This is a genomic window from Pseudonocardia sp. EV170527-09, assembly GCF_008369905.1.
Classification (GTDB): domain Bacteria; phylum Actinomycetota; class Actinomycetes; order Mycobacteriales; family Pseudonocardiaceae; genus Pseudonocardia.
In genome coordinates, this window is record NZ_VRMC01000001.1 from 36124 (window position 1) to 60921 (window position 24798).

Annotated in this window: 17 protein-coding genes and 1 pseudogene; 8 read left to right on the forward strand and 10 right to left on the reverse strand. The window is 73.6% G+C overall.

Annotated elements, in window-relative coordinates; genetic code table 11:
• Window positions 1-192 precede the first annotated feature (192 nt).
• Window positions 193-1653: pseudogene (locus tag FVA95_RS00185) on the forward strand (RNA polymerase sigma factor); the annotation flags it as partial.
• 96 nt (window positions 1654-1749) lie between these two features.
• On the opposite strand, the gene FVA95_RS00190 reads toward FVA95_RS00185, so the two are convergent.
• The 3 genes from FVA95_RS00190 to FVA95_RS31880 form a co-directional block, all read right to left on the reverse strand.
• A complete protein-coding gene (locus tag FVA95_RS00190; RefSeq protein WP_149662366.1) occupies window positions 1750-2604 on the reverse strand; it encodes an alpha/beta fold hydrolase in 855 nt (284 codons plus the stop codon).
• A gap of 218 nt (window positions 2605-2822) precedes the next feature.
• Window positions 2823-3134: a CHRD domain-containing protein gene (locus FVA95_RS00195; RefSeq protein ID WP_149662367.1), complete on the reverse strand. Its 312-nt coding sequence runs from the start codon at window positions 3132-3134 to the stop codon at window positions 2823-2825.
• The gene (locus tag FVA95_RS31880) at window positions 3135-3392 is read right to left on the reverse strand and encodes a hypothetical protein (RefSeq protein ID WP_205015722.1); all 258 of its coding nucleotides are present in this window, start codon (window positions 3390-3392) and stop codon (window positions 3135-3137) included.
• A gap of 274 nt (window positions 3393-3666) precedes the next feature.
• Between FVA95_RS31880 and FVA95_RS00200 the strand changes: the two genes are divergently transcribed.
• Window positions 3667-7113, forward strand: coding sequence for an ABC transporter ATP-binding protein (locus tag FVA95_RS00200; protein WP_205015723.1), 3447 nt, complete (start codon window positions 3667-3669; stop codon window positions 7111-7113).
• Window positions 7114-7159: 46 nt separating this feature from the next.
• Here FVA95_RS00200 and FVA95_RS00205 read toward each other — a convergent pair whose 3' ends face one another.
• The 3 genes from FVA95_RS00205 to FVA95_RS00215 all read right to left on the reverse strand — a co-directional run bounded on the left by FVA95_RS00205 (window position 7160) and on the right by FVA95_RS00215 (window position 10401).
• Window positions 7160-8332, reverse strand: coding sequence for an NADH:flavin oxidoreductase/NADH oxidase (locus FVA95_RS00205; protein WP_149662369.1), 1173 nt, complete (start codon window positions 8330-8332; stop codon window positions 7160-7162).
• Between the two features lie 182 nt (window positions 8333-8514).
• On the reverse strand, window positions 8515-9438 hold the full coding sequence (locus tag FVA95_RS00210) for a cation diffusion facilitator family transporter (RefSeq protein ID WP_149662370.1): 924 nt from the start codon (window positions 9436-9438) through the stop codon (window positions 8515-8517).
• Between the two features lie 51 nt (window positions 9439-9489).
• The gene (locus FVA95_RS00215) at window positions 9490-10401 is read right to left on the reverse strand and encodes a hypothetical protein (protein ID WP_149662371.1); all 912 of its coding nucleotides are present in this window, start codon (window positions 10399-10401) and stop codon (window positions 9490-9492) included.
• Window positions 10402-10642: 241 nt separating this feature from the next.
• Between FVA95_RS00215 and FVA95_RS00220 the strand changes: the two genes are divergently transcribed.
• Window positions 10643-12154 carry an APC family permease gene (locus tag FVA95_RS00220; protein WP_240051160.1) on the forward strand — a complete coding sequence of 504 codons (1512 nt, stop codon included), beginning with the start codon at window positions 10643-10645 and terminating at the stop codon, window positions 12152-12154.
• A 22-nt stretch (window positions 12155-12176) separates the two neighbouring features.
• Here FVA95_RS00220 and FVA95_RS00225 read toward each other — a convergent pair whose 3' ends face one another.
• A complete protein-coding gene (locus FVA95_RS00225) occupies window positions 12177-13430 on the reverse strand; it encodes an FAD-dependent monooxygenase (protein ID WP_149662372.1) in 1254 nt (417 codons plus the stop codon).
• A 134-nt stretch (window positions 13431-13564) separates the two neighbouring features.
• Window positions 13565-14800: an FAD-dependent monooxygenase gene (locus FVA95_RS00230; RefSeq protein WP_240051161.1), complete on the reverse strand. Its 1236-nt coding sequence runs from the start codon at window positions 14798-14800 to the stop codon at window positions 13565-13567.
• Between the two features lie 219 nt (window positions 14801-15019).
• On the opposite strand from FVA95_RS00230, the gene FVA95_RS00235 reads away from it, so the two are divergent.
• On the forward strand, window positions 15020-16441 hold the full coding sequence (locus FVA95_RS00235) for a lipopolysaccharide biosynthesis protein (RefSeq protein WP_149662373.1): 1422 nt from the start codon (window positions 15020-15022) through the stop codon (window positions 16439-16441).
• Window positions 16442-16715: 274 nt separating this feature from the next.
• Here FVA95_RS00235 and FVA95_RS00240 read toward each other — a convergent pair whose 3' ends face one another.
• Entirely contained in the window at window positions 16716-17606 is an 891-nt protein-coding gene (locus FVA95_RS00240; protein ID WP_149662374.1) for an ATP-grasp fold amidoligase family protein, read from the reverse strand.
• 256 nt (window positions 17607-17862) lie between these two features.
• Between FVA95_RS00240 and FVA95_RS00245 the strand changes: the two genes are divergently transcribed.
• The 3 genes from FVA95_RS00245 (at window position 17863) to FVA95_RS00255 (ending at window position 21573) form a co-directional block, all read left to right on the forward strand.
• Window positions 17863-18864 carry a glycosyltransferase family A protein gene (locus FVA95_RS00245; protein WP_161992146.1) on the forward strand — a complete coding sequence of 334 codons (1002 nt, stop codon included), beginning with the start codon at window positions 17863-17865 and terminating at the stop codon, window positions 18862-18864.
• Window positions 18865-18942: 78 nt separating this feature from the next.
• Window positions 18943-20157, forward strand: coding sequence for an MFS transporter (locus tag FVA95_RS00250; protein ID WP_149662376.1), 1215 nt, complete (start codon window positions 18943-18945; stop codon window positions 20155-20157).
• An 87-nt stretch (window positions 20158-20244) separates the two neighbouring features.
• Window positions 20245-21573 carry an MFS transporter gene (locus tag FVA95_RS00255; protein ID WP_149662377.1) on the forward strand — a complete coding sequence of 443 codons (1329 nt, stop codon included), beginning with the start codon at window positions 20245-20247 and terminating at the stop codon, window positions 21571-21573.
• Window positions 21574-21576: 3 nt separating this feature from the next.
• On the opposite strand, the gene FVA95_RS00260 is transcribed toward FVA95_RS00255, so the two are convergent.
• The gene (locus FVA95_RS00260) at window positions 21577-23061 is read right to left on the reverse strand and encodes an MFS transporter (protein WP_149662378.1); all 1485 of its coding nucleotides are present in this window, start codon (window positions 23059-23061) and stop codon (window positions 21577-21579) included.
• Between the two features lie 107 nt (window positions 23062-23168).
• On the opposite strand from FVA95_RS00260, the gene FVA95_RS00265 reads away from it, so the two are divergent.
• Entirely contained in the window at window positions 23169-24725 is a 1557-nt protein-coding gene (locus tag FVA95_RS00265; protein ID WP_149662379.1) for an acetolactate synthase large subunit, read from the forward strand.
• The last annotated feature ends 73 nt before the right edge of the window (window positions 24726-24798 follow it).

A 24798-nucleotide genomic window follows, 5' to 3' on the forward strand; every position in this document is an offset into this window, starting at 1 on the left:
GGGGCGGCGTGAGGTGCGTCCCCCCGGCCGGTACGCAGTTACAATGGAACGCGCACCCCGTCTCCGGGACGCGCGGCGACCACCATCGACGCCGGCGACCGAGACGGTGGCAGGACAGGACATCCCGGCCGTCGTGGCCTCGTCTCCCCCGACGAGCGCGCCGCGACCGGGCCGCGTAACGACTCCAGCGCACGTAGCGAGAGGGCCCAGGTGGCAGCCGCAGACTCCGCAGCACGCAGCGACTCGACCGTCGAACCGACGTCGGGTACCGCATCCCGCAGCCGCCGTACTTCCGGCACCACGAGCACCGTGTCGGCGACGACCGGCACCGCCAAGAAGCCGGCCGCACGCACCCGCAAGCCCGCCGCGGCGGGTGGCACGGCGACCAAGGCCGCGCCGAAGACCGGCCCGCGCAAGCCCGCCACGAAGAAGGCCTCCACCAAGAAGGCCGACGGCGACGAGCCGGACGCCGACGGCGAGGAGGTCGTCCTCGAGGACGGCGAGATCGACGCCTCGGACGTCGAGGCCGACATCGAGGCGGCGGCGAAGGAGGAGACCGCCGACGAGTCGTCCGACGACGACGATGACGACGACTCCGAGGACGAGACCAACACCGGCAAGAACCGGGTGGCGCCGACCACCCGGGCGTCGCAGCAGAAGTCGGCCGACTTCGTCTGGGACGAGGAGGAGTCCGAGGCCCTGCGCCAGGCGCGCAAGGACGCCGAGCTCACCGCCTCGGCCGACTCGGTCCGCGCGTACCTGAAGCAGATCGGCAAGGTCGCGCTCCTCAACGCCGAGGAGGAGGTCGAGCTCGCGAAGCGCATCGAGGCCGGCCTCTACGGCGCCGAGCGCATCCGCAAGGTCTTCGAGTCGAACGAGAAGCTGTCCCCGCAGATGCGGCGCGACCTGCGCTGGATCGTGCGGGACGGCGAGCGCGCCAAGAACCACCTGCTCGAGGCGAACCTCCGGCTCGTGGTCTCGCTGGCCAAGCGCTACACCGGCCGCGGCATGGCGTTCCTGGACCTGATCCAGGAGGGCAACCTCGGCCTCATCCGTGCGGTCGAGAAGTTCGACTACACCAAGGGCTACAAGTTCTCGACCTACGCGACGTGGTGGATCCGGCAGGCCATCACCCGCGCGATGGCCGACCAGGCCCGCACCATCCGCATCCCGGTGCACATGGTGGAGGTCATCAACAAGCTCGGCCGCATACAGCGTGAGCTGCTCCAGGATCTCGGGCGCGAGCCCACTCCCGAGGAGCTCGCCAAGGAGATGGACATCACCCCGGAGAAGGTGCTGGAGATCCAGCAGTACGCCCGGGAACCCATCTCCCTGGACCAGACCATCGGCGACGAGGGCGACTCGCAGCTCGGTGACTTCATCGAGGACTCCGAGGCGGTCGTCGCGGTCGACGCGGTGAGCTTCACCCTCCTGCAGGACCAGCTGCAGTCGGTGCTGGCGACGCTGTCCGAGCGCGAGGCGGGCGTCGTCCGGCTGCGCTTCGGTCTCACCGACGGCCAGCCGCGCACCCTCGACGAGATCGGCCAGGTCTACGGCGTGACCCGCGAGCGGATCCGCCAGATCGAGTCGAAGACGATGTCGAAGCTGCGGCACCCGTCGCGGTCCCAGGTGCTCCGCGACTACCTGGACTGAGCGACCACCTGGACTGAGCACTGCCCGTTCCACGAAGAGGGGCCCCGCCGGAGCATCCGGCGGGGCCCCTCGTCGTCTGCGGTCGGGACAGGGCGGTCAGAACAGGGGCGGAGTGGGGGCTACGGCATCGTCGAGGAACGCGCTGATCGCCGGCACGAGGGTCGCCGTCTCCCCCACCAGCCCGATGTGCGACGTCGCGGGCAGCACCACCAGACGCGCCCGGGGCACCTCCTGCAGCGTCCCGGTCGCGGCGGCCCGTTCGTCACCGCCGCCGAGCAGCCGGAACATCTCCACCGCGTGCTCGGGTCGCACGCCGTCGGCGTCCCCGACAATCACCATGGAGCGGGCGGTGATGCCGCGCATCCGGGCGTCGTCGATCTGCTGGTCCTCGGCGTTGAGCACCTTCACCTTCTCCACCCACGCCGCGAACGCGGCAGGGTCCGGCGTGTGCTCCAGGAACGCCGTCTCGACGGGCGTGCCGGACAGCACCGTCACATCCATCCCCGTGACGGCCGAGTGCACGGCGGGGTACCAGCCGTCGCGGCGGAACGTTGCGGCCATCACGACGAGCTTGCCGACGAGGTCCGGGTGCCGGACTGCGAGCTGCAGCGCGACGCCACCGCCCTGGGAGTAGCCCAGCACGTCCGCCCGGTCGACGCCCAGGCCGCGGAGCAGCGCCGCGGCGTCGTCGGCGAACTGCTCGTAGGACAGCGCACGGGGCGCGTCCGGGGTCCGGCCCTGGCCCTGCATGTCGGCGACGACGACGGTGCGGTCGGCGGCGAACCCGGCCACCCACGCCGCCATTGAGCCGGTGGCCATGAACGCGCCGGGCAGCAGGAGCAGCGGGGGCGAGGTCCCGAGCTCGCCGTACACCTCGTGGTACAGATCAAGGCCGTTGACCGGCAGGTGTCCGGCCGAGGACGGCGACAGGGCGGGTGCTGGTCCGGTCATGGTGTCTCCCGCGGTGCGACGATGGGATCGGTCCCCCTACCGACCGCGTCGCGGCACAGGACTCATCGCCTCCGGCGACGTCGGTCCGGTGCGACGCCCCGAACCGGCACCGGCGATCTGACCGCGGGACCCGGGCCCCCGACGCCCCGGCCGACCGCGCCCACACCGGGCCGCACCGGGCCGCAGCGCGACCCGGCGCCGGGCCGGTGAGCGGGCGGTCAGCCGGTCTTGGACAGCTGCCCGCGCAGCGCACCGGTCCGGTACTGCTCGGTGTGGATGTCGACGAACCAGGAGGCCGGGTTGGCCTCCAGGTCCGTGACCGCGAACCCGGTGCCGGTGTCGACGCCGCCGACGACCACACCGGTGGTGAACGGTCCCTGTAGGCAGCCCTTGCTGGTCATCGGGCCGCCGGGCGGGCCCTGCGGGTCCGGGAAGGCCATCCGCGGGTTGCCGGACTCGTTCGGCTGCCCCTCCTGCAGGTGCGTGGCGGTCCGCGCGGGGCTGCTGAACGGCGGGGTCACCCCGGTCACCTAGATGTCGTAGCAGACGATGTTCTGCTGGCTGTTCAGGCGGAGGGTGAAGGTGCCGGTCGCACCCTGCTGGCCGGGCACCGGTGCGCCGTCGTCGGCGCGGACCGCGTCCGGGGTCAGGGTCGCGGTGAGCGTGCTGGTGAACGTGGGCGGCTCCGGGACGGGTGCGTCCTCGGCCAGCGCAGGTGACGCGGTGAGCGCCAGTGCCGCCACCGCGCAGAGCGCGCCCCCGACCCACCTGATCGACCGCAGTCCCATCGGTTCCCCCTCGTGCTCGCGTGTCGCCGAAGGGCAAGCATGCGGACACGACGGGCCCGTCCGCGCCCCCTCGGGGTGTTGTCGACCGCTTCGGGTGGGGCACGGGCCGATCCGGTTTCGACCGGGCGATCCGGGGCACGGCCCGGAAAACCGGGCGATTCCGTCGGGGGTCGCGGTTACCGTCGATCACCGATCGCGCCGGAGATCCCGGAGCGCGGTCTCGTCGGGGGTGTCGAGGGTGCGCGCGCTGTCATGGCGTCGGTTGGGTGGACCGGTGTCGTTCGTGGCCGTGGGCGCCGCGGTGGTGGCCGCGGTCGCGGAGGCGACGGCGGCGACCGTGGTCGGGGCGGTGGTGAGCGGGCCGACGGCCACCCTGATCGCCGTGCTGGCCGCACTGCTGCTGGGCGCCGCGCTGCTGGACACCCTGGGCCGGGTCCTGTTCTCCGGGGTGGTCGGGCGCGCAGAGGGCAGGTTGCGTGCGGACCTCGTGGGGTCCGCGCTGGCGCAGCCGCTGCCCGCGCTGGAGGACCAGGCGGTCGGGGAGCTCCTCGACCGGGTCGACGACGACTGCCGCCAGCTCGCCCAGCTCATCCGGCGGATCGGCTGGGAGACCGGCCGGTCGCTGCTGCGCTCGGTCGTCGCATGGATCGTCGCCGGGCTGGTGTTCTGGCCGGCGTTCATCGTGTTCCCGCTGGTCGCCGCCGGAATCGTGCTGGTGGCGCGGCCGTTGACGCCGCAGATCGCGCGGGCCAAGGTCGCCGAGGAGACGGCCTGGTCGGACCACGCGGCGCAGCTGGAGGAATCGGTCGCCGGACAGGACGACGTGCGCACCTCGCTGGGCCAGCCGCACGTGGTCGCCGGGTTCGCCCGCCGGGCCGCGACGGTCGTCGCGCGCACCCACGAGGTGTCCCGGATCGCGACCCGGCTCGGTCTGCGGACGGGCACCGTCGCGCACGCGCTGCTCGGGGCGCTCGCGCTCGGCGGGGTGTGGCTGGTCGCCGGGGACCCGGGCGGCATCGCCGCGCTGGTCACGTTGTGGCTCCTGGTCACCGCGTTCGTCGGCCAGGTCGACGCCATCGTCGACCGGATGCCCGACATCCAGGCCGGTCTGGGCGCGCTCACCCGGGTGTCGTCGCTGCTGGAGACCGAGCGGGAGCCCGAGGGTGGCCGCCCCCTGCCGCCGGGGCCGGCGTCGGTGGAGCTGCGCGGGCTGACCGCCGGGTACGACGACGGGTTCCGCCTGGGCGGGATCGACCTGACCGTCCCGGCCGGGACGACGTGTGCACTGCTCGGCCGTACCGGCTCGGGGAAGTCGACGGTCACCAAGGTGCTCTCGCGCGCCGTGGAACCGCCGCGCGGGCAGGTGTTCCTGGCCGGGGTCGACGTGCGCGACCTGGACCTGGAGGGGCTGCGCCGCCGGGTCGGTGTGGTCACCCAACGCACCGAGATCCTGGCCGCGACGCTCGCGGAGAACATCACGCTGTTCGACCCGGCGGTCCCGCGCTCGGCGGTCGAGGCCGCGACGGCCGCGCTGGGGCTCGACGAGTGGGTCGACGCCCTGCCCGACGGCCTGGACACCCCTCTCGGCACCGGCGGGATCGCGCTGTCCTCCGGTGAGGAACAGCTGGTGGCGTTCGCCCGGCTGCTGGTGCGCGACGTCGCCGTCGTCGTGCTGGACGAGGCCACCGCGCGGATGGACCCGCGCACCGAGGAGCGGGTGACCCGCGCGTCGCGGGCGCTGCTCGCGGGCCGCACCGGGATCGTCGTGGCCCACCGGCTGTCGACGATCCGCCGTGCCGACGCCGTCGCGGTGCTGTCCGACGGCCGCCTGGTCCAGCACGGTGTGCGGGAGCAGCTGGCCGCCGAGCCGGGCCGCTACGCCGACCTGCTCGCCGCGGACCGGTCGCTGCCCGGGACCGCCGGCGCCACTGCGACGGCCCCGGCGGGCGCGGAGCGGCACGGCGGTGCCGTCGCCGACCCGGGGTCGCCGCTGCTGCACCGGGCCGCCCGTCGTGCGGTGCCGGCCCCGGACCCGGTGCCCGCTCCCCCGCTGTGGCGGGTCGTGCTGCGGCTGGCGCTGGCCCACCCGCGCTGGGGTCTGACCGGCGGGGCGATGTTCACCCTCGCCACCCTGGGCTCGGCCACGGGTGTGCTGACCGGCTGGCTGTGGGGCCTCGTAGTCGCGGGGCTGGAGGGCGGCGGCACCCCGTGGGAGCCCGCCGTCGCGCTGACGGTGGTGCTGATGCTGTTCCCGGTGTGGATCGCCGTCGCGTTCCGCACCTATCCGCGCTGGTGGTCCGCGGCGACGCTGCGGCTGCGGCTGGGGGTGCTGCGCGGGCAGACCATGCAGCGGCGCGGCCCGCGCTCCCCCGCGGGCGAGGTCGTGGCGCGGGCGTTGGACTCGGACCGGATGATCCTCTACGTGGACCGTTGGGTCGACGTCACCAACTCGGTGATCGTCGTCGTGGTGGCCGGACTGGTGGCGGCCGACGTGCGCGCGGCCGCCGTCATCGGCGGGTTCCTGCTGGTCTGCGCGGGCGTCGCGGCGATCGGGGCGCCGTTCGCGGGGCGCTCCGGGCGGATCGCGGCCGACGCCAGGGCCCGGTTCGGTACGGCGCTCGGCTCGGTCCTGGAGTCGGTGCGCACGGTGAAGCTCGCCGCCGCGACCGGTGCGCTGCGGACCCACCTCGCCGACGTCGACGGCGACCGGGTGCGGGCCACGGTCCGGGAGTACCGGGTGCGCACCCTGCTCGACGGTGTCCCCGGGGTGCTGCTGCAGGGCGCGGTGGTGCTCACCTGGTCGCTGTACCTGGTCGGGACCTGGCCGCTCGCGACGGCGCTGCTGGTGTCGACCACGCTGAACGGGGCCGGGTTCCTCGGGCAGGTGTGCGCGGCCGCGGTCACCGAGGCCCCGATCGCGCGGCGCTGGCTGCGTGCCGTCGCCCCGTTCGCGGGCCCCGCCGACCTGACCCGGCTGCCGCCGGGCGTCGACCTGGTCACCGGCGCCGCGCCGCCGCCGGCGCCGGTGGAGCGCGAGCCGCTGCAGCGGCTGAGCCTGGAAAAGGTCGCCGCCGTGCACGACGACGGCACCGTGGGCGTCGAGGGTGTGGACCTCGACATCGACGCGGGATCACTGGTGCTGGTCACCGGCCAGGTCGGATCGGGCAAGTCCAGCCTGCTCGCCGGTCTGGCCGGGCTGGTCGGGCACGAGGGCGTCATCCGGTGGAACGGGCGCGCGGTCTCCGACCCGCAGACGTTCCTGCGTCCCGGGCAGGTCGCCTACGTCGGGCAGGTCCCCCGGGTGCTGTCGGGCACCTTCGGCGACAACATCGCCCTCGGGCACGACCGCCCGGTGCAGGACGCCGTCGGCGACGCCCGCCTCGACCGGGACGTGGCAGCGGCGGGCGGGCCAGACGCCGTCGTCGGGCACCGGGGCATCCGGCTGTCCGGTGGACAGGTGCAGCGGGTGGCGATGGCCAGGGCGCTGGCGACCGGCGCCGAGCTGATCGTCGCCGACGACGTGTCGTCCGCGCTGGACGTCCGCACCGAGATCGAGCTGTGGGCGGCGCTGCGCCGGCGCGGCAGCACCGTGGTCGGCGCGAGCACGAAGCGGGCGGCGCTGGCCCGGGCGGACCGGGTGGTCGTGCTGGACCGCGGGCGGGTCGCCGACGAGGGCACCTGGGACGAGCTGGCCGCGCGCTGGTCGCACCTGGCGGGCTGAGCCGGGTCACCCGGCCGCGGCGGGCGACGCCGCGGCCGGTGACCGCTCAGGCCGAGCGCAGGTGCTGCTCGGTCGCGGGCGACGGAGCCGGCCAGCCGATGCTCGGGTCGTGGCCGCGGAAGTTCGACAGCCACCAGCCCCAGTCCTCGGGGACCAGCGAGAACGGGTCACCGTGGCCGAGCTCGCGGGCCGCCCACACCGGCCAGTGCGCGTTGGCCAGGGCCGGGCGGCCCAGCATCACCAGGTCGAGCTTCTCCTCCCGGATCGCGCGGTCGGCGTTGGCCGGGATGCCGAGGTTCCAGCTGACCGTGACCGGGATGCCGATCTCCCGGCGGACCCGGGCGCCGCGTTCGACCCAGGCCGAGACGTGCGGGAAGTGCGGGTCGCGCATGTCGTCGGTGTTGCCGCCCATCGACAGGTCGGCCATGTCGGCGCCGTGCTCCTTGAGCCACCCGACGACCTCGATCGAGTCCTCCCACTGCACGCCGTCGGGGTGGTAGTCGTCGGCTCCGAGGCGGAAGGTCAGCGGGTACTCCTCCGGCCAGACCTCGCGGACGGCGTCCATCGCCTCCAGCAGGAACCGGGCCCGGTTGGCCTTGCTGCCGCCGTAGGCGTCGGTGCGCCGGTTGGCCAGCGGCGAGTAGAAGCTGGCGCCGAGGTAGCCGTGCGCGAAGTGCATCTCCAGCCACCGGTAGCCGGCGTCGAGAGCGCGCCGGGCGGCGTCGGCGTACTGCCGGTGCACCGCTGCGATCTCCTCGACGGTGAGGGCGTGCACCGGGTACGGGCGCTTGCCGAAGCCGTAGGGGACGTCCGATGGTCCGACGACCTGCCAGCCCTCGGGATGGTCGGGCGGCAGCTGGCGGCCGAGCTCGTTCGCCACCCACGGATTGAGCTCGCTGCCGTTGCGCCCGGTGTGGCCGAGCTGGATCGCCGGCACCGCGCCCATATCACTGATCATCGCGGTGACCCGGGCGTGGCCCTCGATCTGGTCGTCGTCGTAGATCCCGGCGCAGTGCGGGGTGGTGCGACCCTCGGGGGCGATCGCGACCTGCTCGGGGAAGATCAGCCCGAACCCCCCGGCGGCGCGCGCGCCGAGGTACATGAGGTGGAAGTCGTTCATCTTGCCGTCGACCGAGCGGTACATCGTCATCGGCGACATCGCGATGCGGTTGCGCAGGGTCACGCCCTTGAGCATGTAGGGGCTGAACAGGTCCGGCACGGGCACTCCTCGGGGAGATTCGGTCGTGCGCAACCATGCTCCCGACTCGTCACCATCGGATGACTGCCGGTTCCCGTCCGGTAACGGGCCCCTCACATCGCGGGTGGGCCCAGCCGTGAGGCGCCCGGACGGCGCACCCGGTTCGGCCGGGCGCGACGGTCCGGGCGGCGGGCCACCGCGGCTCAGCCGCAGTGGTTCTCGTGCCCGGTGTGCGCGGCGTGCTCGACCTGCAGGGTGGAGTGGTCGAGGCCGAACCGCTCCCGCAGCACGTGCCCGGCGCGGTCGAGCACCGAGGCGTCCCCGCAGTGCCCGGAGACCTCCTCGTCGACGACGACGTGCGCCGACATCGCGGGGGTGCGGTCGTTGATCGCCCACACGTGCAGGTCGTGGACGTCGGCGACCCCCTCGACGGCCAGCAGCGCCGCCTTGACCTCCTGGGCGTCGATCCCCTTGGGCGCGCCCTCCAGCAGGACGTGCGCGGCCTCGCGCAGCAGCGACACCGCGCGCGGGAGGATCAGCGCGACGATGAACAGCGAGGCGATGGTGTCGGCCCAGGGCCAACCGGTCGTCAGCAGCACCACGGCGGCGGCGAGCACACCGACCGAGCCGAGGGCGTCGCCGAGGACGTGCAGCATGGCCCCGCGCATGTTCATGTTGCCGCGGTCGCCGCCGGCCAGCACCGCGAGCGACACCAGGTTCCCGATCAGGCCGAGCACACCGATGACCAGCAGCGGCAGGCCGGGGATCTCGGCCGGGACGAACAGCCGCTGCACCGCCTCCACCCCGACCCACACCACGACCGCGACGAGGGTGAGCGCGTTGAGGGCGGCGACGAGCACCTCGGCCCGGCCCATCCCGTAGGTCCGCGACGCCGTCGCCGGGCGGGCGGCGAGCACGCTGGCGATCAGGGCGGCGACCAGTGCGCCCGCGTCGGTCAGCAGGTGACCGAGGTCGGCCAGCAGTGCGAGCGAGCCGGTGTACACCGCGCCCGCCGCACCGAGGATCGCCGTGACCAGCGTGACGCCCAGCGCCGTCGCCAGCCGGCGGCGATCGGTACCCGCCCCCGCGTGCCCGTGCCCCGCTCCACCACCGTGTCCGTGCCCCATGACCGCCACCATACATGCACGTATTCGCATGTGAAACTCCGACGGCGCCGCTCAGGAGGCGGAGAGCACGTCCCCGGCGACGTCGCGGCACACCGTCCAGCCGTACTCCACGCCCCGCTCGGCGGGGTAGGTGGTGAGCACCGCGAGGGCCCGGTCCGCCCAGACCAGGACGCAGTGCACGTTCCACCCCGCGGCGCCGTGCAGCGTCCAGCCGTTCTTCTCCGCCACCACCCCGGGCAGCGCCGGACGGACACCCGAGCGGCCGTCCGGTGTGACGGCATCGAGGTCGGCCAGCAGGGCGTCCCCGCCCGGCCACTCCGGTGCACGGTCGCGCACGCAGGCCAGGACCCGGGCCGCGTCGAGCGCGGTGATCCGGGTGTAGGACCACCACCCCGGCCGCGACGTCGACACCTCCACCCCGCACTCCTCGTCCAGCCGCGCGGTGCTCGCGTCCCGCCCGAGGGCGCGGTAGAGCCGTTCGGCGGCGTCGTCGTCGGAGGCGCGCACGGCGGCGGAGATGTCGGCCCGCTGGTCGGCCGTCACCGGGCGGCCCGCCTGCGCGGCGGCGCGCAGGGTGTCCGCCGCCAGCCATGCCTTGATCGTGGACTCGGCCTCGAAGCGGGTGGTCGCGGCGTCCGCCGAGCCGGTCCACCGGCCGTCGTCGGTGTCGAGCAGTGCCCAGGACAGGGTGAGGTCGTCCTCGCCCTCTCGGTCGACGAGCAGCGATCCGGGTGCGAGGTCGAGCGGGTCGGCGGTGGCGGATCCGGTCATCGCCGCGAGCAGCTCGCGCAGGGTGTCCGGGCCGGGTGCCGCGTCGTCGTCGGGGCCGGTCGTCGAGCTCTGGTGCTGCGCCGGCACGACGGCGCTGCCCGCGGGGCGCGGCACCGGAGCGTCCGAGGCCGCGCCGGCGCCCCACAGCGCGGACACCGCCACCACCACCGCGACGACCACGGCCACCGGCACGCGGGCACGGGAACCCCGTCCACGGCGTCGCTCAGGTCCGGACACGACCCCTCCGGTCGCAGACGACCGGACGGCCGTCCCGTCGTCGATGGTGCACCGCCGAACAGCGATCCGGACACGGAGGACGGAGGGTTCACACAGGATTTTCAGGATGTGCCCTGCGCTCCGCCCGGCACCGCACCCCGTCCCGGCATACCGTGCCGCAACGATCGACCGACCGACGACGAGTGGGGGTGGCGGCGTGGGCTGGACGCGCACGATGCCGGTGGAACGGATCCTGGCCAGGAGCAGGGCCGGTGACGGCTCCGAGGACGTCGGCGGCGAGGGGCGGGGCACGCCGCTCAAGCGCACGCTGAAGGCCCGTGACCTGGTCGGTTTCGGCGTCGGCATCATCATCGGTACCGGGATCTTCACCCTGGCCGGGGTCGAGGCCCAGCAGCACGCTGGCCCTGCGGTCACGTTGTCGTTCCTGATCGGCGCGGTCGTCGCGGGGCTCGCCGCCGTCTGCTACGCCGAGCTGGCCTCCTCCGTCCCGACGGCGGGCTCGGCCTACACCTACGCCTTCGCCACCCTCGGCGAGGTCTTCGCCTGGATCATCGGCTGGGACCTGCTGCTGGAGTTCGGCCTCGGCCTCGCCGTCGTCTCCCGCAGCTGGTCGGGCTACCTGGCGTCGCTGTTCGGGCTGCCGACGGAGTGGTTCGGGGAGGACGCGACGATCAACGTCGGCGCGGTGCTGATCATCGCGGTGCTGACGGTCGTCGCGGTCGCGGGCATCCAGCAGTCGTCACGGCTGACGAACCTGCTGGTCCTGGTGAAGCTCGCGGTCTGCGTGCTGATCCTGGCCGTCGGCGTGTTCTACATCGACCCGACCAACCTGCAGCCGTTCATCCCGCCGGCCCAGGCGCCGGAGGACGGCGGCTCGGTCTTCACCCAGCCGATCATCTCCGGGGTGTTCGGGCTCGCCCCGACCGTCTTCGGCGTCGGCGGCATGCTCACCGCTGCCGCGGTGGTCTTCTTCGCCTACACCGGGTTCGAGGCGCTGGCCAACCTCGGCGAGGAGGCCGAGCGCCCCAACCGCGACCTGAAGGTCGGGCTGCTCGGCGCGCTCGCCATCTGCGCGGTGCTCTATGTCGGCGTCTCGCTCGTGCTCACCGGGATGGTCCCCTACACCGAGATCGACACCGGCGCCCCGCTCGCGTCGGCGTTCGCCGGCGTCGGACTGCCGTGGGTGGGCGCGCTCACCGCGCTCGGCGCGGTCACCGGTCTGACCTCGGTGATGATGGTGGAGCTCGTGACGATCGGCCGGATCGGCTTCGCGATGGGCCGCGACGGCCTGTTGCCGAAGGCCATCGGCACCGCGCACCCCCGGTGGGGCACCCCGCACCGCATGACGATCATCGGCGGTGTCGTCTGCGCGGTGATCGCGGCGTTCACCCCGATCACCGCGCTGGCCGACATGGTGTCGATCGGCGCGCTCTCGGCGATGATCATCGTCGCCGTCGCGGTGCCGGTGCTGCGCCGGACCCGCCCCGACCTCGACCGGCCGTTCACGGTGCCGTTCTCGCCGGTGGTGCCGGTGATCACCGCGATCGCGTGCCTCTACCTGATGCTGAACCTGAACCTGGACACCTGGATCCGGTTCGCCGTCTGGCTGGCACTCGGCCTGGTGGTCTACGCCCTCTACGGCCGCAGGCACTCCTTCCTCGCGCGCGAGGAGCAGGAGAGCTCCGGGGCCGGCCGAGACCGGGACTGAGCCGGCCCCGCCGGGCCGCAGGTCAGCGGTGCAGGGCCTCGCGGGGGGTGATCTCCCCGCGGGCCAGCGCCCGACGGACCCGGCGGGCCGCGGTCAGCCTGCGCCGGACCTGACGGACCGGCTCGACCTGAGTCGCACGGTGCAGACGCTCGTTGAGCCGGCCCTGGTCGTGCCGGCGGTCGAGCAGCGACCAGGAGAAGGCCAGCGCGTCCTCGGCGCCCTCGAGACGGTCGGGGACGCTCTCGAACCACTCCATGCTCGCCCGGGCCATCCGCTGGACCGGTGCCATCGCGGCACGGCGGCGGGCGTCGTACCCGGCGAGGGCGGCCTCGACGTCGTCGGTGCCGCGGGTCCCGCGCGGGTACAGCTCCTCGGCCAGCGCGATCGAGTCGGCGACGGCGAGCACGGTCCCCGAGCCGATGGCGAAGTGGGTGGTGTGGGCCGCGTCGCCGGCGAGGACGACGTTGCCGTCGCGCCAGGACATGTTCCGGACCTCGCGGAACTGCAGCCACGGCGAGGAGCCCATGCCGGGCGGGGCGATCAGCGAGTGCCCGTCGAGCGAGCGGGAGAAGACCCCCTCGAGCATCCGCATGGCCTCGTCGGGCGCCATCGTGTCGAGCCCCAGCCCCGTCCAGGTCTGCGGCGTGCACTCCACGATGCAGGTGCTGACGCAGTCCGCGGCCGGGTAGGCGTGGAACCAGATCCAGCCGGCGTGGGTCTTCTCGAACGCGAAGGTGAACGGTCGGAACGGCTTGCTCGTGCCGAACCAGACGTAGCGGTTGGAGCCGTGGGCGATCCGGGTCCCGAAGGTGTCGGCCCGCGCGGCGCGGATCGCGGAGCCGACCCCGTCGGCGGCGACGACGACGTCCGCGTCGGCGGTCAGCGGGTCACGCGCGATGTCACCGTCCACGGCGACGGCCGTGTCGAACATGAGCTTCACGCCGACCTGGCGGGCCCGCTCGGCCAGCACCTCCAGCAGCCGCGCGCGGCCGATGGAGTAGCCGTAGCGACCCCCGAGGTGCACCGGGCGCCCGGAGACCTCCACGACCTGGGAGTCCCACACGTGCGCCGCGGCCCGCACCTTCTCGGCCCCGAGGGGGTCGGTGCGGAAGAGCTCGTCGAGGATGTCCTCACCGAGCGTGACCGCGAAGCCGGAGGCGGTGCCGGGCGCGTTGCGCTCCGCGAGGACGATCTCGTCCTGCCCGCCCGACCGGAGCCGGGCCAGGATCGAGAAGTACAGACCGGCCGGCCCACCACCGACGACCACGATCTTCACACCGGACCTCCATCGGATGTCATCGATCTGGGACGCAACGACCCTACGAACGCGGCGGACCCGTGTGGACACCGGGTCCGCCACGATCGGTGACGCTGCGCGTGCCGTCGGCGAGCGGTTTCGCGCTCGAACTTCTAGCCCTGCCGCCCGCGCAGGGCCGACCGCCGGACGCGGCGGGCGGTGGTCAGACCGCGCCGCACCTGACGCAGCGCGGGAACCTGGGTGGCCCGGTGCAGGGTGCGGTGGATGCGGCCCATGTCGCCCCGGCGGTCGGTGAGCGACCAGGCGAACTCGACGGGGTCGGTGACCTGTTCGAGCTGGCGCCCCGCCTGCTCGAACCACTGCATGTTCCGCCGGGCGGCGTCCTGGATCGGGCCGATCTCCGCGCGCCGCCGGGCGTCGTAGGCCGACAACGCGGCGCCGCGGCCGTTCGGGCAGGTCAGGTCGGCCGCGGCCGTCTGGCCCGCGACGCCGTAGAGGGCGTCGACCAGACCCATCGAGTCCTGCATCGCCAGCACGGTGCCCGAGCCGATCCCGAAGTGCGTGGTGTGCGCGGCGTCGCCGGCCAGCACGAGGTCGCCGTCACGCCAGGTCCGGTTGCGGACCTCGCGGAAGCGCAGCCAGGGCTTCTCGCCCAGCCCGCCGAGGGGCTCGATGAGCCGGCGCCCGGCCAGCGTGCGGTGGAAGACCGACTCGACGAGCCGGACGGCGTCGGCCCCGGACATGTGGTCCAGGCCCAGCCCCTCCCAGGTGTCGGGCTCGCACTCCACGATGCAGGTGCTGACCCCGTTGGACGACGGGTAGAGGTGGATCCACATCCAGCCCGCGTCGGTCGGCTGGAAGTCCCAGACGAAGGTGTCCGAGTCGCTGTCGGCGCCGAGCCAGATGTAGGGGTTCGTGCCCTCGTCGACGGTGGTGCCGAAGTGCTCGGCGCGCGCGGTGCGGATCCGGCTGCCGACGCCGTCGGCCGCGACGACCAGGTCGGCGTCGAGGGACTCGCGCTCGACCGGGGAGCCGTACTCGATCTTCACGCCCAGCTGCTCGGCCCGGCGCGCCAGCACGTCGAGCAGGTCGACGCGGGCGATCGCGTAGCCGTACTTGCCGCCGACGTGCACCGGGCGGTGGTCGGCGACCCGGATCTCCTGGGCGTTCCACAGCCGGGACGCGCGACGCAGGGCCTCACCGCCCTCGGGGTCGTTGCGGAACGCGTCGTCGAGCATGTCCTCGCCGTAGGTGACGGCGAACCCGTGGGTCCGCCCCGCCTCGTTGCGTTCGTACACGACGACCTCGTCGCGTCCCCCGGACCGGAGCCTGGCGAGAACCGCCAGGTACAGACCGGCCGGCCCACCTCCTGCGCAGGCGATACGCACGCAGACCCCCTTCGGTTCATCAGGTCACCGGAAGAAATGAACCGTAGCGCAGGGGTTGCGGAGCGCGACGGGGTGTGTATGTCCGCAGTGTCCGACCCCGGCCGGTGACCGACCGTCCGGCGCCCCTCCCCCGGCACCCGGCTGGTCGACCCCTGGTTAGCGTGGAGGTGTGCACGCACTCAGCGGGACCTCCCACGCCGCCGTCCGGCGGTGCGCGCGATGAGCGTCGGCGAGATGGTCGCCGGCCGGGTCCGCTCGGTCCGCCGGGAGATGGGCAATCCGCTCTACCGCAACGCGTACGCCCTGATGCTCAACACCGTCGTCAACTCCGGCCTCGGGTTGCTCTACTGGGTCTTCGCCGCGCGGGTGTTCAGCACCGAGGACGTCGGCCGCGGCAACGCCATGGTCAACCTGATGATGCTGATCTCGGTCCTGACCTCGCTGAACTTCGGTCAGGCCCTCATCCGCTTCCTCCCGACGGCCGGGCGCGACTCGCGGTCGCTGGTGCGGCTCGCCTACGGGGTCAGTGCCGGAATGGCCGTCGTCGGCTCGGCCGCGGTCATGACCTACTGCCACTTCGCCTACGCCCCCGGCGACCCACTGCACGTCTCCCCCGGCTTCGCCGCGTGGTTCGTGGTCTCGACCGCCGCGTGGTCCATCTTCAACCTGCAGGACCAGGTCCTCACCGGGCTGCGCTCGGCGATGTGGGTGGTGCTGGAGAACGGCGTCTACGGCGTCGTGAAGCTCGGCCTGCTCGTCGTCGTCGCGTTCACCTCGGTGTCCGACGGCGTGTTCACCTCCTGGAGCGCGCCGGTCATCGCCCTGCTCGTGCCGTTCACCCTGCTGATCTCGCGGCGGCTGCTCCCCCGGCACACCGCGGAGACCGTGGACCGCGACGACGCCGGCGCCCCGGACCGCGCCACGCTGGCCCGCTACATGGGCGGCGACTACCTGGGCCAGGTGTTCAACCAGGCCATGTCGTCGTTCCTGCCGGTGCTGGTGGTCATGACGATCAGCCAGGCGGCCAGCGCCTACCTGCTGCCGGCCCAGACCGTCTTCCTCGCGATGAGCATGCTGTCGATGGCGATCACCTCGGCGCTGGTCGTGGAGGGCTCCCGGAACCCGGAGCACGCGCACGTGTTCGCCCGCGCGGTGCTGCGCCGGATCTGCCTGCTGGTGTGGCCCGCCTCGCTGGTCATCGCGCTGGCCGCGCCGCTGCTGCTGTGGTTCTACGGGCCGCAGTACGTCGAGAACTCCACGACGCTGCTGCAGCTGCTGATGGCCTCGATGTTCCCGCGCGTGATCGTGACGATGTGGATGACGAAGTCACGGCTCGCGAACCGCACCTTCCCCCTGGCCGCGCAGCAGCTCGTGCACTGCGCGATCGTGCTCGGCGGGATCCCGCTGCTCGCCCCGACGCTCGGGGTCGACGCCGTCGGCTGGACGTGGCTCGCGGGCGAGCTGGTGCTGGCGATCGTCTTCGCGCCGTCGGTGGTGCGCTGGCTGCGCCGGCCGGTCCCGCCGCACCCGCCCGGCGACGGCGGTCCCGCCGCCCCGGACATCCTCGACCGCGACGACGACACCCGGCCCATCAGCGGGCCGGAGGCGCGGACCCACGAGTTCCCCCGCGTCCGCGACTGACCCTCGGCGATCAGGGCTCCGCGTCCAGCGGCCCACGCGGCGTCCCGAGGCCCCGTCGCACCGTGACAGCCCCGTGGCGCGCCGTCGCCACACCCCTTCGCGGGCAGCCACACCTGTTGCAGCGGGTGTGGCTGCCGGCGAAGGGGTGTGGACGTGCGGCGACCCGCGACGACGCGCGGCGACCGGCCGCGTGGGGTGCTGCGGCGGGCGGCGGGTCGCCGCAGGGCAGCGGGACCGCCGGGAATGCGAGGGCCGGGTGGGTACGCGAGCCCGGTCAGGAACGCTGGATGAACTTCTCCGGGATCGGTGTCCCGTTGCGCCACAGGTTCCCCAGGGCCCGGTCGAAGGCGCGGGGCCGCAGCCGGACGAGCCCGCCGCCCGGGTTGTGGGTGATCTCGCCGAAGTAGACGTGGCCGTCGACGTCGTAGAGGTCGACGCGGCAGAAGGTGAAGTCCTTGCCCAGCGCGCGGGCGATCTCCAGCATGCGCTCGTAGGAGGCGGGCTTCTCCGGCAGCGCGTCGGCCTGGGAGAACCGCCCGGAGATCCGGAACGGCACCCAGTCCGGGTGCAGCATCGTCGAGGTGTGGGCGGTGAACCGGTCCTGGTCGACGACGACCATCGCGGGCTCGCCGTGGAAGACGAAGAACTTGTAGTCGGCGGGCGGCTTGGTGCCGTCGCCGATCATCTCCTCGACGACGGCGCGCGGCGTGAGCCCCTCGTAGGGGCGCTCGCGCCAGCCGTGGGTGAAGAAGTCGGTGCGCAGCCAACGGGCGACCGTCGAGCGGATCTTCGCGTGGTCGGCGGCGGCCGGGTGGCGCACCAGGATCGTCATGTCGCAGCCGTGGGTGCCCTTGACGACGTACGGGCCCGTGGGTGCCTCCAGGTCGAGGTCCTCGGCGCGCTCGACCACCTGGAGGAGCGGGATGAGGTGCTCCGCCCCGATCCGCTCGGCGACGTGCTCGCGGACGGTGTACTTGTCCGCGGTGACGTGCACCAGTTCGGGCTGGTCGTCGAGGTTCTTCTTGGCGAGCAGCTGGGACCAGGTCCGCGGCCGCCGGAACGTCGTCAACTCCCCCTGGAACAGGGCGTGGTGGGCCATCGCGAAGGCGCGATGCGGCAGGAACCGGAGCCGTCGGGACAGCATCACCCGTGCGTCGAACGACATTCTCCGGACGATAGCGACCCTCTCCCACCGCCCGGCGCACCGGCCCCGGACCGGGTGGCCCGACCGTCCGGGGCAACCCCGGATGCCGCACGGACGTCACCAACAGTGGGCACGCTCGTTGCCATTCGCGAGGAATGCCCGCAGCACGGCCTCGGTCGAGGGCGTGCCGAACGCACTGCGTCACCCCTTACGGTGATTGAGGGGCCGACGGCGCCGAAGACGGCGCACCCCGGAAGGAGCTCCGACTGTGCCGATCGTGCGGAACCCCCACGTTCTCGTCACCGTGATCACGCCGGCCTACAACGTCGGTCCGTGGATCGGTGAGGCCATCGACTCGGTGCTCGCGCAGACCGAGTCCCGGTTCGAGTACCTCGTCGTCGACGACGGCTCGACCGACGACACCGCCGACATCGTGCGCTCGCGCGCCGAGCGCGACCCGCGGGTGCGGCTGATCCAGGTGGAGAACGGCGGCTCGGGCGCCGCGCGCAACCGCGCGCTGGCCGAGAGCGCCGCCCCGTTCGTCGCGTTCCTCGACGGCGACGACCGCTGGCACCCCGAGTTCCTGTCGCACATGCTCGAGACCCTGCACACCGCCCCGCCCGGGGTCGGGATGGCCTACTGCCACACCCGCGTGATGATGGAGTCCGGGCAGGTCGTGGCGCTGCGCTGGCAGCCGTCGGGCAAGGTCGACATCGACAAGCAGCTGGTGGAGAACAACCCGCCGCACAACGGCAGCTCGCTGATGATCCGCCGGGCCTGCTTCGACCAGGTCGGCGGCTTCGACTGCTCGCTGCCCTCCGCGGTGGACTTCGAGATGTGGCTGCGGATCGCCGCCGGGTCGAACTACCCGCTGATGTGGGGCACCCGCCGCTGGCTGCTCGACATGCGGCTGATGCGCACCGGCTCGATCAGCTCCAACCGGCAGCGCCGGTTCGAGTGCCTGGACAAGGTCATCGCCGACTACGCCCCGCGGATGGCTCGCCAGCACCCGGGGATGGCCTACGTCCGGCCCGCGGTGTTCGCCTACCGCGACGGGCTGGACGACTTCGGCGACCGCTGGGCGCTGCTGGCCCGCGAGGCCGGGACGAAGGAGCTCGCGAAGGACTCGTGGGGCAGGTCGCTGCTGGCGTGGAGCAGCGCGGGCCGCGAACGTCGCGCGCAGCTGCGCAACGTCCGCGACACCGCCCGCAACAGTGCCTACAAGGGCGTGTCCGGGGCGCTGCGCACCGCGGTGAAGCTCAACTCGCTGCGGGGATGACCCCGGCGCCGCGCCGGCGGGAACGCCACGGCTGACCCGCGCCCCGCAGGCGCCCGCCCGCTCCCGCATGATGGGCCCGTGGTGGCAGTCGGAGCGGGCCGGACGGAACGACGGGCCCGGCTGGCGGTGGCCCTGGTCTTCCTCACCAACGGCCTGGTCTACGCCAACCTGCTGCCCCGCTTCCCGCAGGTCAAGGCCGACCTCGGCCTGTCCAACACCCAGCTCGGGCTCGCGGTGGCCGCGATGCCGTTCGCGGCGCTGCTGGCCGGGCTCACCGCGGGCCCGCTGATCGCCCGGTTCACCTCGGCGCGGGTCGCCTCGTTCGGGATGGCGGTGATCGCCCTCGGCGTCGTGCTGGTCGGGTTCGCGCCGTCCTGGGGGCTGTTCGCCACGGCGATGCTGCTGGTCGGGGCGTCCGACGCCGTCGTGGACGTCGCGCAGAACGCGCACGGGCTCCGGGTGCAGCGCCGCTACGGCCGGTCGATCCTCAACGGGTTCCACGCGCTCTGGTCGGTCGGGGCGGTCGCGGGCGGGCTGATGGGGTCGGCCGCCGCCGGGGCCGGGCTGGCGCTGCCGGTGCACCTGGGGCTGTCGTCGCTGCTCTCGGTGGTGATCGCGGTCGCGGTGTACCCGCTGCTGCTGCGCGGCGACGACCGCGACGACCGTCCGGCCCCCGGCGCGGCCGACGGTGCAGCCCACGATGCGCCACCGAGCAGGCCGTGGACCGGGCTCGGCACCCGCACCGTGGCGCTGCTCGCCGTGTTCGGGCTGGTCGCGATCTCCGGCACCCTGGTGGAGGACTCCGGCGCCACCTGGGCGGCGGTCTACCTGCAGGGGCTCGGGGCCGGTGCGGCCGTCGCCGGCCTCGGGTTCGTCGCGCTGCAGGGCTGCCAGTTCGTCGGCAGGCTGGTCGGTGACCGGGTGGTCGACCGGTTCGGCCAGCGCGCGGTGGCCCGCGCCGGTGGCGGGCTCGTGCTCGCCGGGATGGGCCTCGCGCTGGCGTTCCCGACGGTGCCCGGCACCGTCGCCGGGTTCGGTCTCGCCGGTTTCGGGGTGGCGACGCTCGTCCCGGCCGCGATGACCGCCGCCGACCACCTGCCGGGGCTGGCACCGGGCACCGGGCTGACGATCGTCACGTGGCTGATGCGGGTCGGGTTCCTGGTCTCGCCGCCGGTGGTCGGGCTGGTCGCCGACGCGACGTCGCTGCGGGTGGGGCTGCTCGTCGTCCCCCTCGCGGGGCTGGTGGTGGTGCTCCTCGCCGGGGTGCTGGCCGGACGGCGCCGGCCCGGCTGAGCCCCGGTCGACATGATCACGACCGGATCCGACAGGATCATCCGTACGTCTCGACACGAATCGGTCGCCACCCTAGCGTCGTGACGCATGTCTCCCACCGTCCCGCCGGCGTCGCCGGGACCCGCACCGCGGTCCTCCCGCAAGGTCGCCACCGCCAGTCTCGTCGGCACCACCATCGAGTGGTACGACTTCTTCATCTTCGGCACGGCCGCGGCCCTGGTGTTCAACCAGGTGTTCTTCCCGTCGGTCGACCCCGTCACCGGAACCCTGTCCGCGTTCGGCGCGTTCGCCGTCGGGTTCATCGCCCGCCCGCTGGGCGGCGCGGTGTTCGCGCACTTCGGCGACAAGGTCGGTCGCAAGCCGATGCTCGTGTACTCGCTGCTCCTGATGGGCGCGGCGACCGTCGGGATGGGCCTGCTGCCCGGTTACGACACCCTCGGGATCTGGGCGCCGGTCCTGCTGGTGGTCCTGCGGTTCCTGCAGGGCTTCGGTGTCGGCGGCGAGTGGGGCGGGGCGGCGCTGATGGCCGTCGAGCACGCCCCGGCGCACCGTCGCGGGTTCTACGGCAGCTGGCCGCAGGTCGGCGTCCCGCTCGGCCTGGTCCTGGGGACGGCGACGTTCGCGGTGCTGTCGGCGACGCTGACCGACGAGCAGTTCCTGGCCTGGGGCTGGCGGGTGCCGTTCCTCGCCAGCGTCGCGCTGATCGCGGTCGGGATGTGGATCCGGCTCGGCGTCCACGAGTCACCGGTGTTCCAGCAGGCGATGGACGAGAAGGCCGCGAACCGGATGCCGGTGCTGGAGGCATTGCGCACCTACCCGAAGGAGATCGGACTCGCGGCCGGTTCGTTCCTCGCGACGAACTCGACGTTCTACGTCTCCTCGGTCTGGCTGGTCACCTACGCCACCCAGCAGCTGTCCTACGACCGCACCACGATCCTCGCCGCGAACTCGGTGCTGTCGCTGTCGGACATCCCGCTGATCCTGGCGTTCGGTCTGCTGTCGGACCGGATCGGTCGGCGCCCGATGTTCGTCGGCGGGATGGCGCTGCTGGCCGTGTTCGCGGTGCCGTACTTCTGGCTCGTGTCCACCGGCAGCATCTGGCTGTTCCTGCTGGGCGGGCTGATCGTGCAGGTGGCGCGCTCGGCGGTGTACGGGCCGCAGTCGGCGTTCTTCGCCGAGCAGTTCTCCACCAGCATGCGGTACTCGGGGGCGTCGCTGGCCTACCAGATCGCGTCGATCCTGGGCGGCCTCGCACCGCTGCTGTGCACCGCGCTCGTCGCGCTGACCGGGTCGCTCTACGCCGTCGCCGGCTACGTCGTCGGGATCGCGCTGGTGTCGCTGGTCTGTTCCTGGCTGATGACCGAGACGCTCCGGTCGGGGCTGCGCGACGACGCCGTCGCCGTCGCCCGGACCTGACCCCTACCGCCGGCCGGTCGCGGTCGCCGGCGTGCCCCTGCCCCGGGCACGCCGGGCCGCGACCAGGTCGGCGACGCCGAGCACCAGGGCCAGTGCCACCAGCCCGACGGTGATGAGCAGGCCGTGCGAGATGGCGTCCGCCCAGTCGCCGCCGGACGCGGTGAGCCTGCCGAAGAACACCGCGCCGACCGCGGACAGCCCGATCGCCGTCCCGATCCGCTGCCCGGTCTGCAGCACCCCGCCCGCGGTACCACCGGAGGTGTGCGGGATCTCCGACAACGCGAGGGTCTGGTTCGGGGCGATCACCAGCCCACCGCCCGCCCCGGCGAGCAGCAGTGGCCCGGCGATCGCGAGCCCGGTCCACGGACTGTGCGCGGTCGCGGCGAGGACGAGGTCGGTGACACCGAGCCCGACCATCACCGTCGCCAGCCCGACGACGATCATCGGCTGCCCGAAGCGCGCCACCAGGCGTCCGCTCAGGGCGGAGGTGACGGCCGAGCCCAGCGCGAACGCCGTCAGCGTCAGACCGGTCTGCAACGGGGTGTAGCCCAGCCCGTTCTGCAGGTAGAGGGTGAGCACGAAGAAGATCGAGGTGAACCCGGCGAAGTAGACGGCGCCGAGCGAGGCTCCGACGGCGTAGCTGCGGGTCCGCAGCAGCGCGAAGTCGACCAGCGGGTGGCCGTGGACGCGCTTGGCCCGCCGCTCCCACGCCACGAACGCCACCAGCGCCACGACCGAGACCGCGACCAGCCACCAGGGCGCCGACGCCGGGTCCCGCTCGGCGAGCACCAGCGGCAGCATCAGCGCGACGACCGCGACACCGAGCAGCGCCGAACCGCCCAGGTCCAGCGGGCGCCGCTCCCCCGCCGGCGCGGTGTCGGCCGGCAACAGCCGGAACGCGGCGACCAGCGCCGCGACGCCGATCGGGATGTTGACGAAGAAGACCCAGCGCCAGCCGTCGGCGTCGCCGGCCCAGGCCAGCAGCAGCCCGCCGAGCAGTGGGCCGACCGCGGTGGAGATCCCGACGACGGCGCCGAACATGCCGAACGCGGTGCCCCGCTCCGGACCGCGGAACAGGTCCTGGATGAACCCGACGACCTGCGGGGACAGCAGCCCGGCCGCGACGCCCTGCACGAGCCGGACCGCGACGAGCACCTCCGGGTTCGGCGCGAACCCGGCGACGGCGCTGGTGAGGGTGAACAGCGCGAGGCCGGTGACGAACATGCGACGGCGGCCGCGGTCGTCGCCCAGACGTCCGGACGCGACCAGGACCAGGCCGAACGTGAGCGCGTAGCCGGACACGATCCACGACAGCTGCGCGGCCGAGGCCCGCAGCGCGGTCTGCATGGCGGGCAACGCGACGTTGACGATGCTGACGTCGAGCAGGCTCATGAACCCGGCGACCAGGCAGACCGACAGTGCCCGCCAGCGTCGGGGGTCGGGGTGTACACCTCGGGGGCGGTGCGGTCGTCGCTCACAGTCCCTCATTCCCCGCCCTGGCGCTGCGGGGCGCAACTCGAACCCGGGTCCTGCGGGCACGCGTCACATCGTGTGGACTCACCGACCATGTGGACCGTACAGATCGGGAACCGGTCGTGAGGGGCGCCGAGGCGCTGGTCGGGTCGCTCACCGCGGCCGGTGTCGACGTGTGCTTCATGAACCCGGGCACCTCGGAGATGCACTTCGTGCAGGCGCTCGACGCGGTGCCGGAGATGCGTGGCGTGCTGGCCCTGTTCGAGGGCGTCGCGACCGGCGCCGCCGACGCCTACGCGCCCATCGCCGGGAAGCCCGCGGCGGTGCTGCTGCACCTGGGACCGGGGCTGGGCAACGGGTTGGCGAACCTGCACAACGCGCGCCGGGCCGGGATCCCGCTGCTGTGCGTCGTCGGCGGGCACGCGACCGACCACGTCCGGTTCGACGCGCCGCTGCAGTCCGACATCACCGCGGTCGCACGGACCGTCTCCGGGTGGGTGCACACCAGCGGCGACGTCCGCGACGTCGCCGCCGACGCCATGCGTGCCCTCGCCGCGACCGGCGAGCGCGGCGGGCAGGTCGCGACGCTGGTGCTGCCCGCCGACGTGTCCTGGTCCGAGGGCGCGTCGCTCGCCCCGCCGCTGCCGGTCGCCGGGCCGATCCCGCCGGACGCCTCACGGGTCGCCGCAGCCGCCGACGCAGTCCGCGCGCCCGGCGCGACGCTGCTGCTGGGCGGGCCCGCACTGAGCGCGGCGGGCGTCGACGCCGCCGGGCGGATCGCCGCCGCGACCGGGACGCGGCTGCTGGTGGAGACCTTCCCCCGGCGCTGGGAGACCGGCGCCGGCCGGACCCGCATCGACAAGCTGGCCTACTTCGCCGAGCAGGCGATCGCACAGCTGGACGGCACGTCGTCGCTGGTGCTGGCCGGGGCACGGTCGCCGGTGTCGTTCTTCGGCTACCCGGGCGTGCCCGGGGACCTGGTGCCCGAGGGGGCCGCCGTGGTGGGGCTGGCCGACGCGACGACCGACGCGACGGCCGCGCTGGAGGCCCTCGCCGACGTCGTCGCCGGGGACGCGGCTGCCGTGCTCGCCCCGCACGAGGCACCGGAGCCCGCGCCGGGTCCGCTCGATGTGCGGGGGCTGTGCGCCGCCGTCGCCGCGACGCTGCCGCAGGACGCGATCGTGGTCGACGAGGCGCTGACGGCGACGGCGTCGCTCGCGATGTCGTTGCAGACCGCGCCGCGGCACACCCAGATCGCGCTGACCGGCGGCGCGATCGGGATGGGACTGCCCGCCGCGGTGGGCGCCGCCGTCGCCGCCCCGGACCGTCCGGTGGTGGCGGTGCAGGCCGACGGCAGCGCGCTCTACACGCTGCAGGCCCTGTGGACGATGGCCCGCGAGCGGCTCGATGTCACCGTCGTGCTGATCAACAACGCGGCGTACTCGATCCTGCGGGTCGAGCTCGCGCGCACCGGTGCCGGGGAGGCGGCCCACTCGGGGCGGGCGGGGCGGATGCTGGACCTGTCCGACCCGACGCCGGACTTCACCGCGCTGGCGACCGGGCTCGGGGTGCCCGCCGAGCGGGTCACCACCACCGAGGCCCTGCTCGACGCGCTGCGGCGGGCGCAGGCAGAGCCGGGCCCGCACCTGGTCGAGGCGATCGTCCCCGCCCTGGGCTGAGCTCCCGGAGGCCGTGGCGGCGCCGGCCCGCGTAGCCGGACGCCACACAGGTCCGCGGCGCGGCCGGAACCCG

Excerpts from the sequence above, each read along its gene's own strand:
- FVA95_RS00235 (WP_149662373.1), top strand. The coding sequence starts at position 15,020 with ATGAGCGTCGGCGAGATGGTCGCCGGCCGGGTCCGCTCGGTCCGCCGG.
- FVA95_RS00260 (WP_149662378.1), bottom strand. The coding sequence starts at position 23,061 with ATGAGGGACTGTGAGCGACGACCGCACCGCCCCCGAGGTGTACACCCC.
- FVA95_RS00240 (WP_149662374.1), bottom strand. The coding sequence starts at position 17,606 with ATGTCGTTCGACGCACGGGTGATGCTGTCCCGACGGCTCCGGTTCCTG.
- FVA95_RS00255 (WP_149662377.1), top strand. The coding sequence starts at position 20,245 with ATGTCTCCCACCGTCCCGCCGGCGTCGCCGGGACCCGCACCGCGGTCC.
- FVA95_RS00190 (WP_149662366.1), bottom strand. The coding sequence starts at position 2,604 with ATGACCGGACCAGCACCCGCCCTGTCGCCGTCCTCGGCCGGACACCTG.
- FVA95_RS00210 (WP_149662370.1), bottom strand. The coding sequence starts at position 9,438 with ATGGGGCACGGACACGGTGGTGGAGCGGGGCACGGGCACGCGGGGGCG.
- FVA95_RS31880 (WP_205015722.1), bottom strand. The coding sequence starts at position 3,392 with ATGGGACTGCGGTCGATCAGGTGGGTCGGGGGCGCGCTCTGCGCGGTG.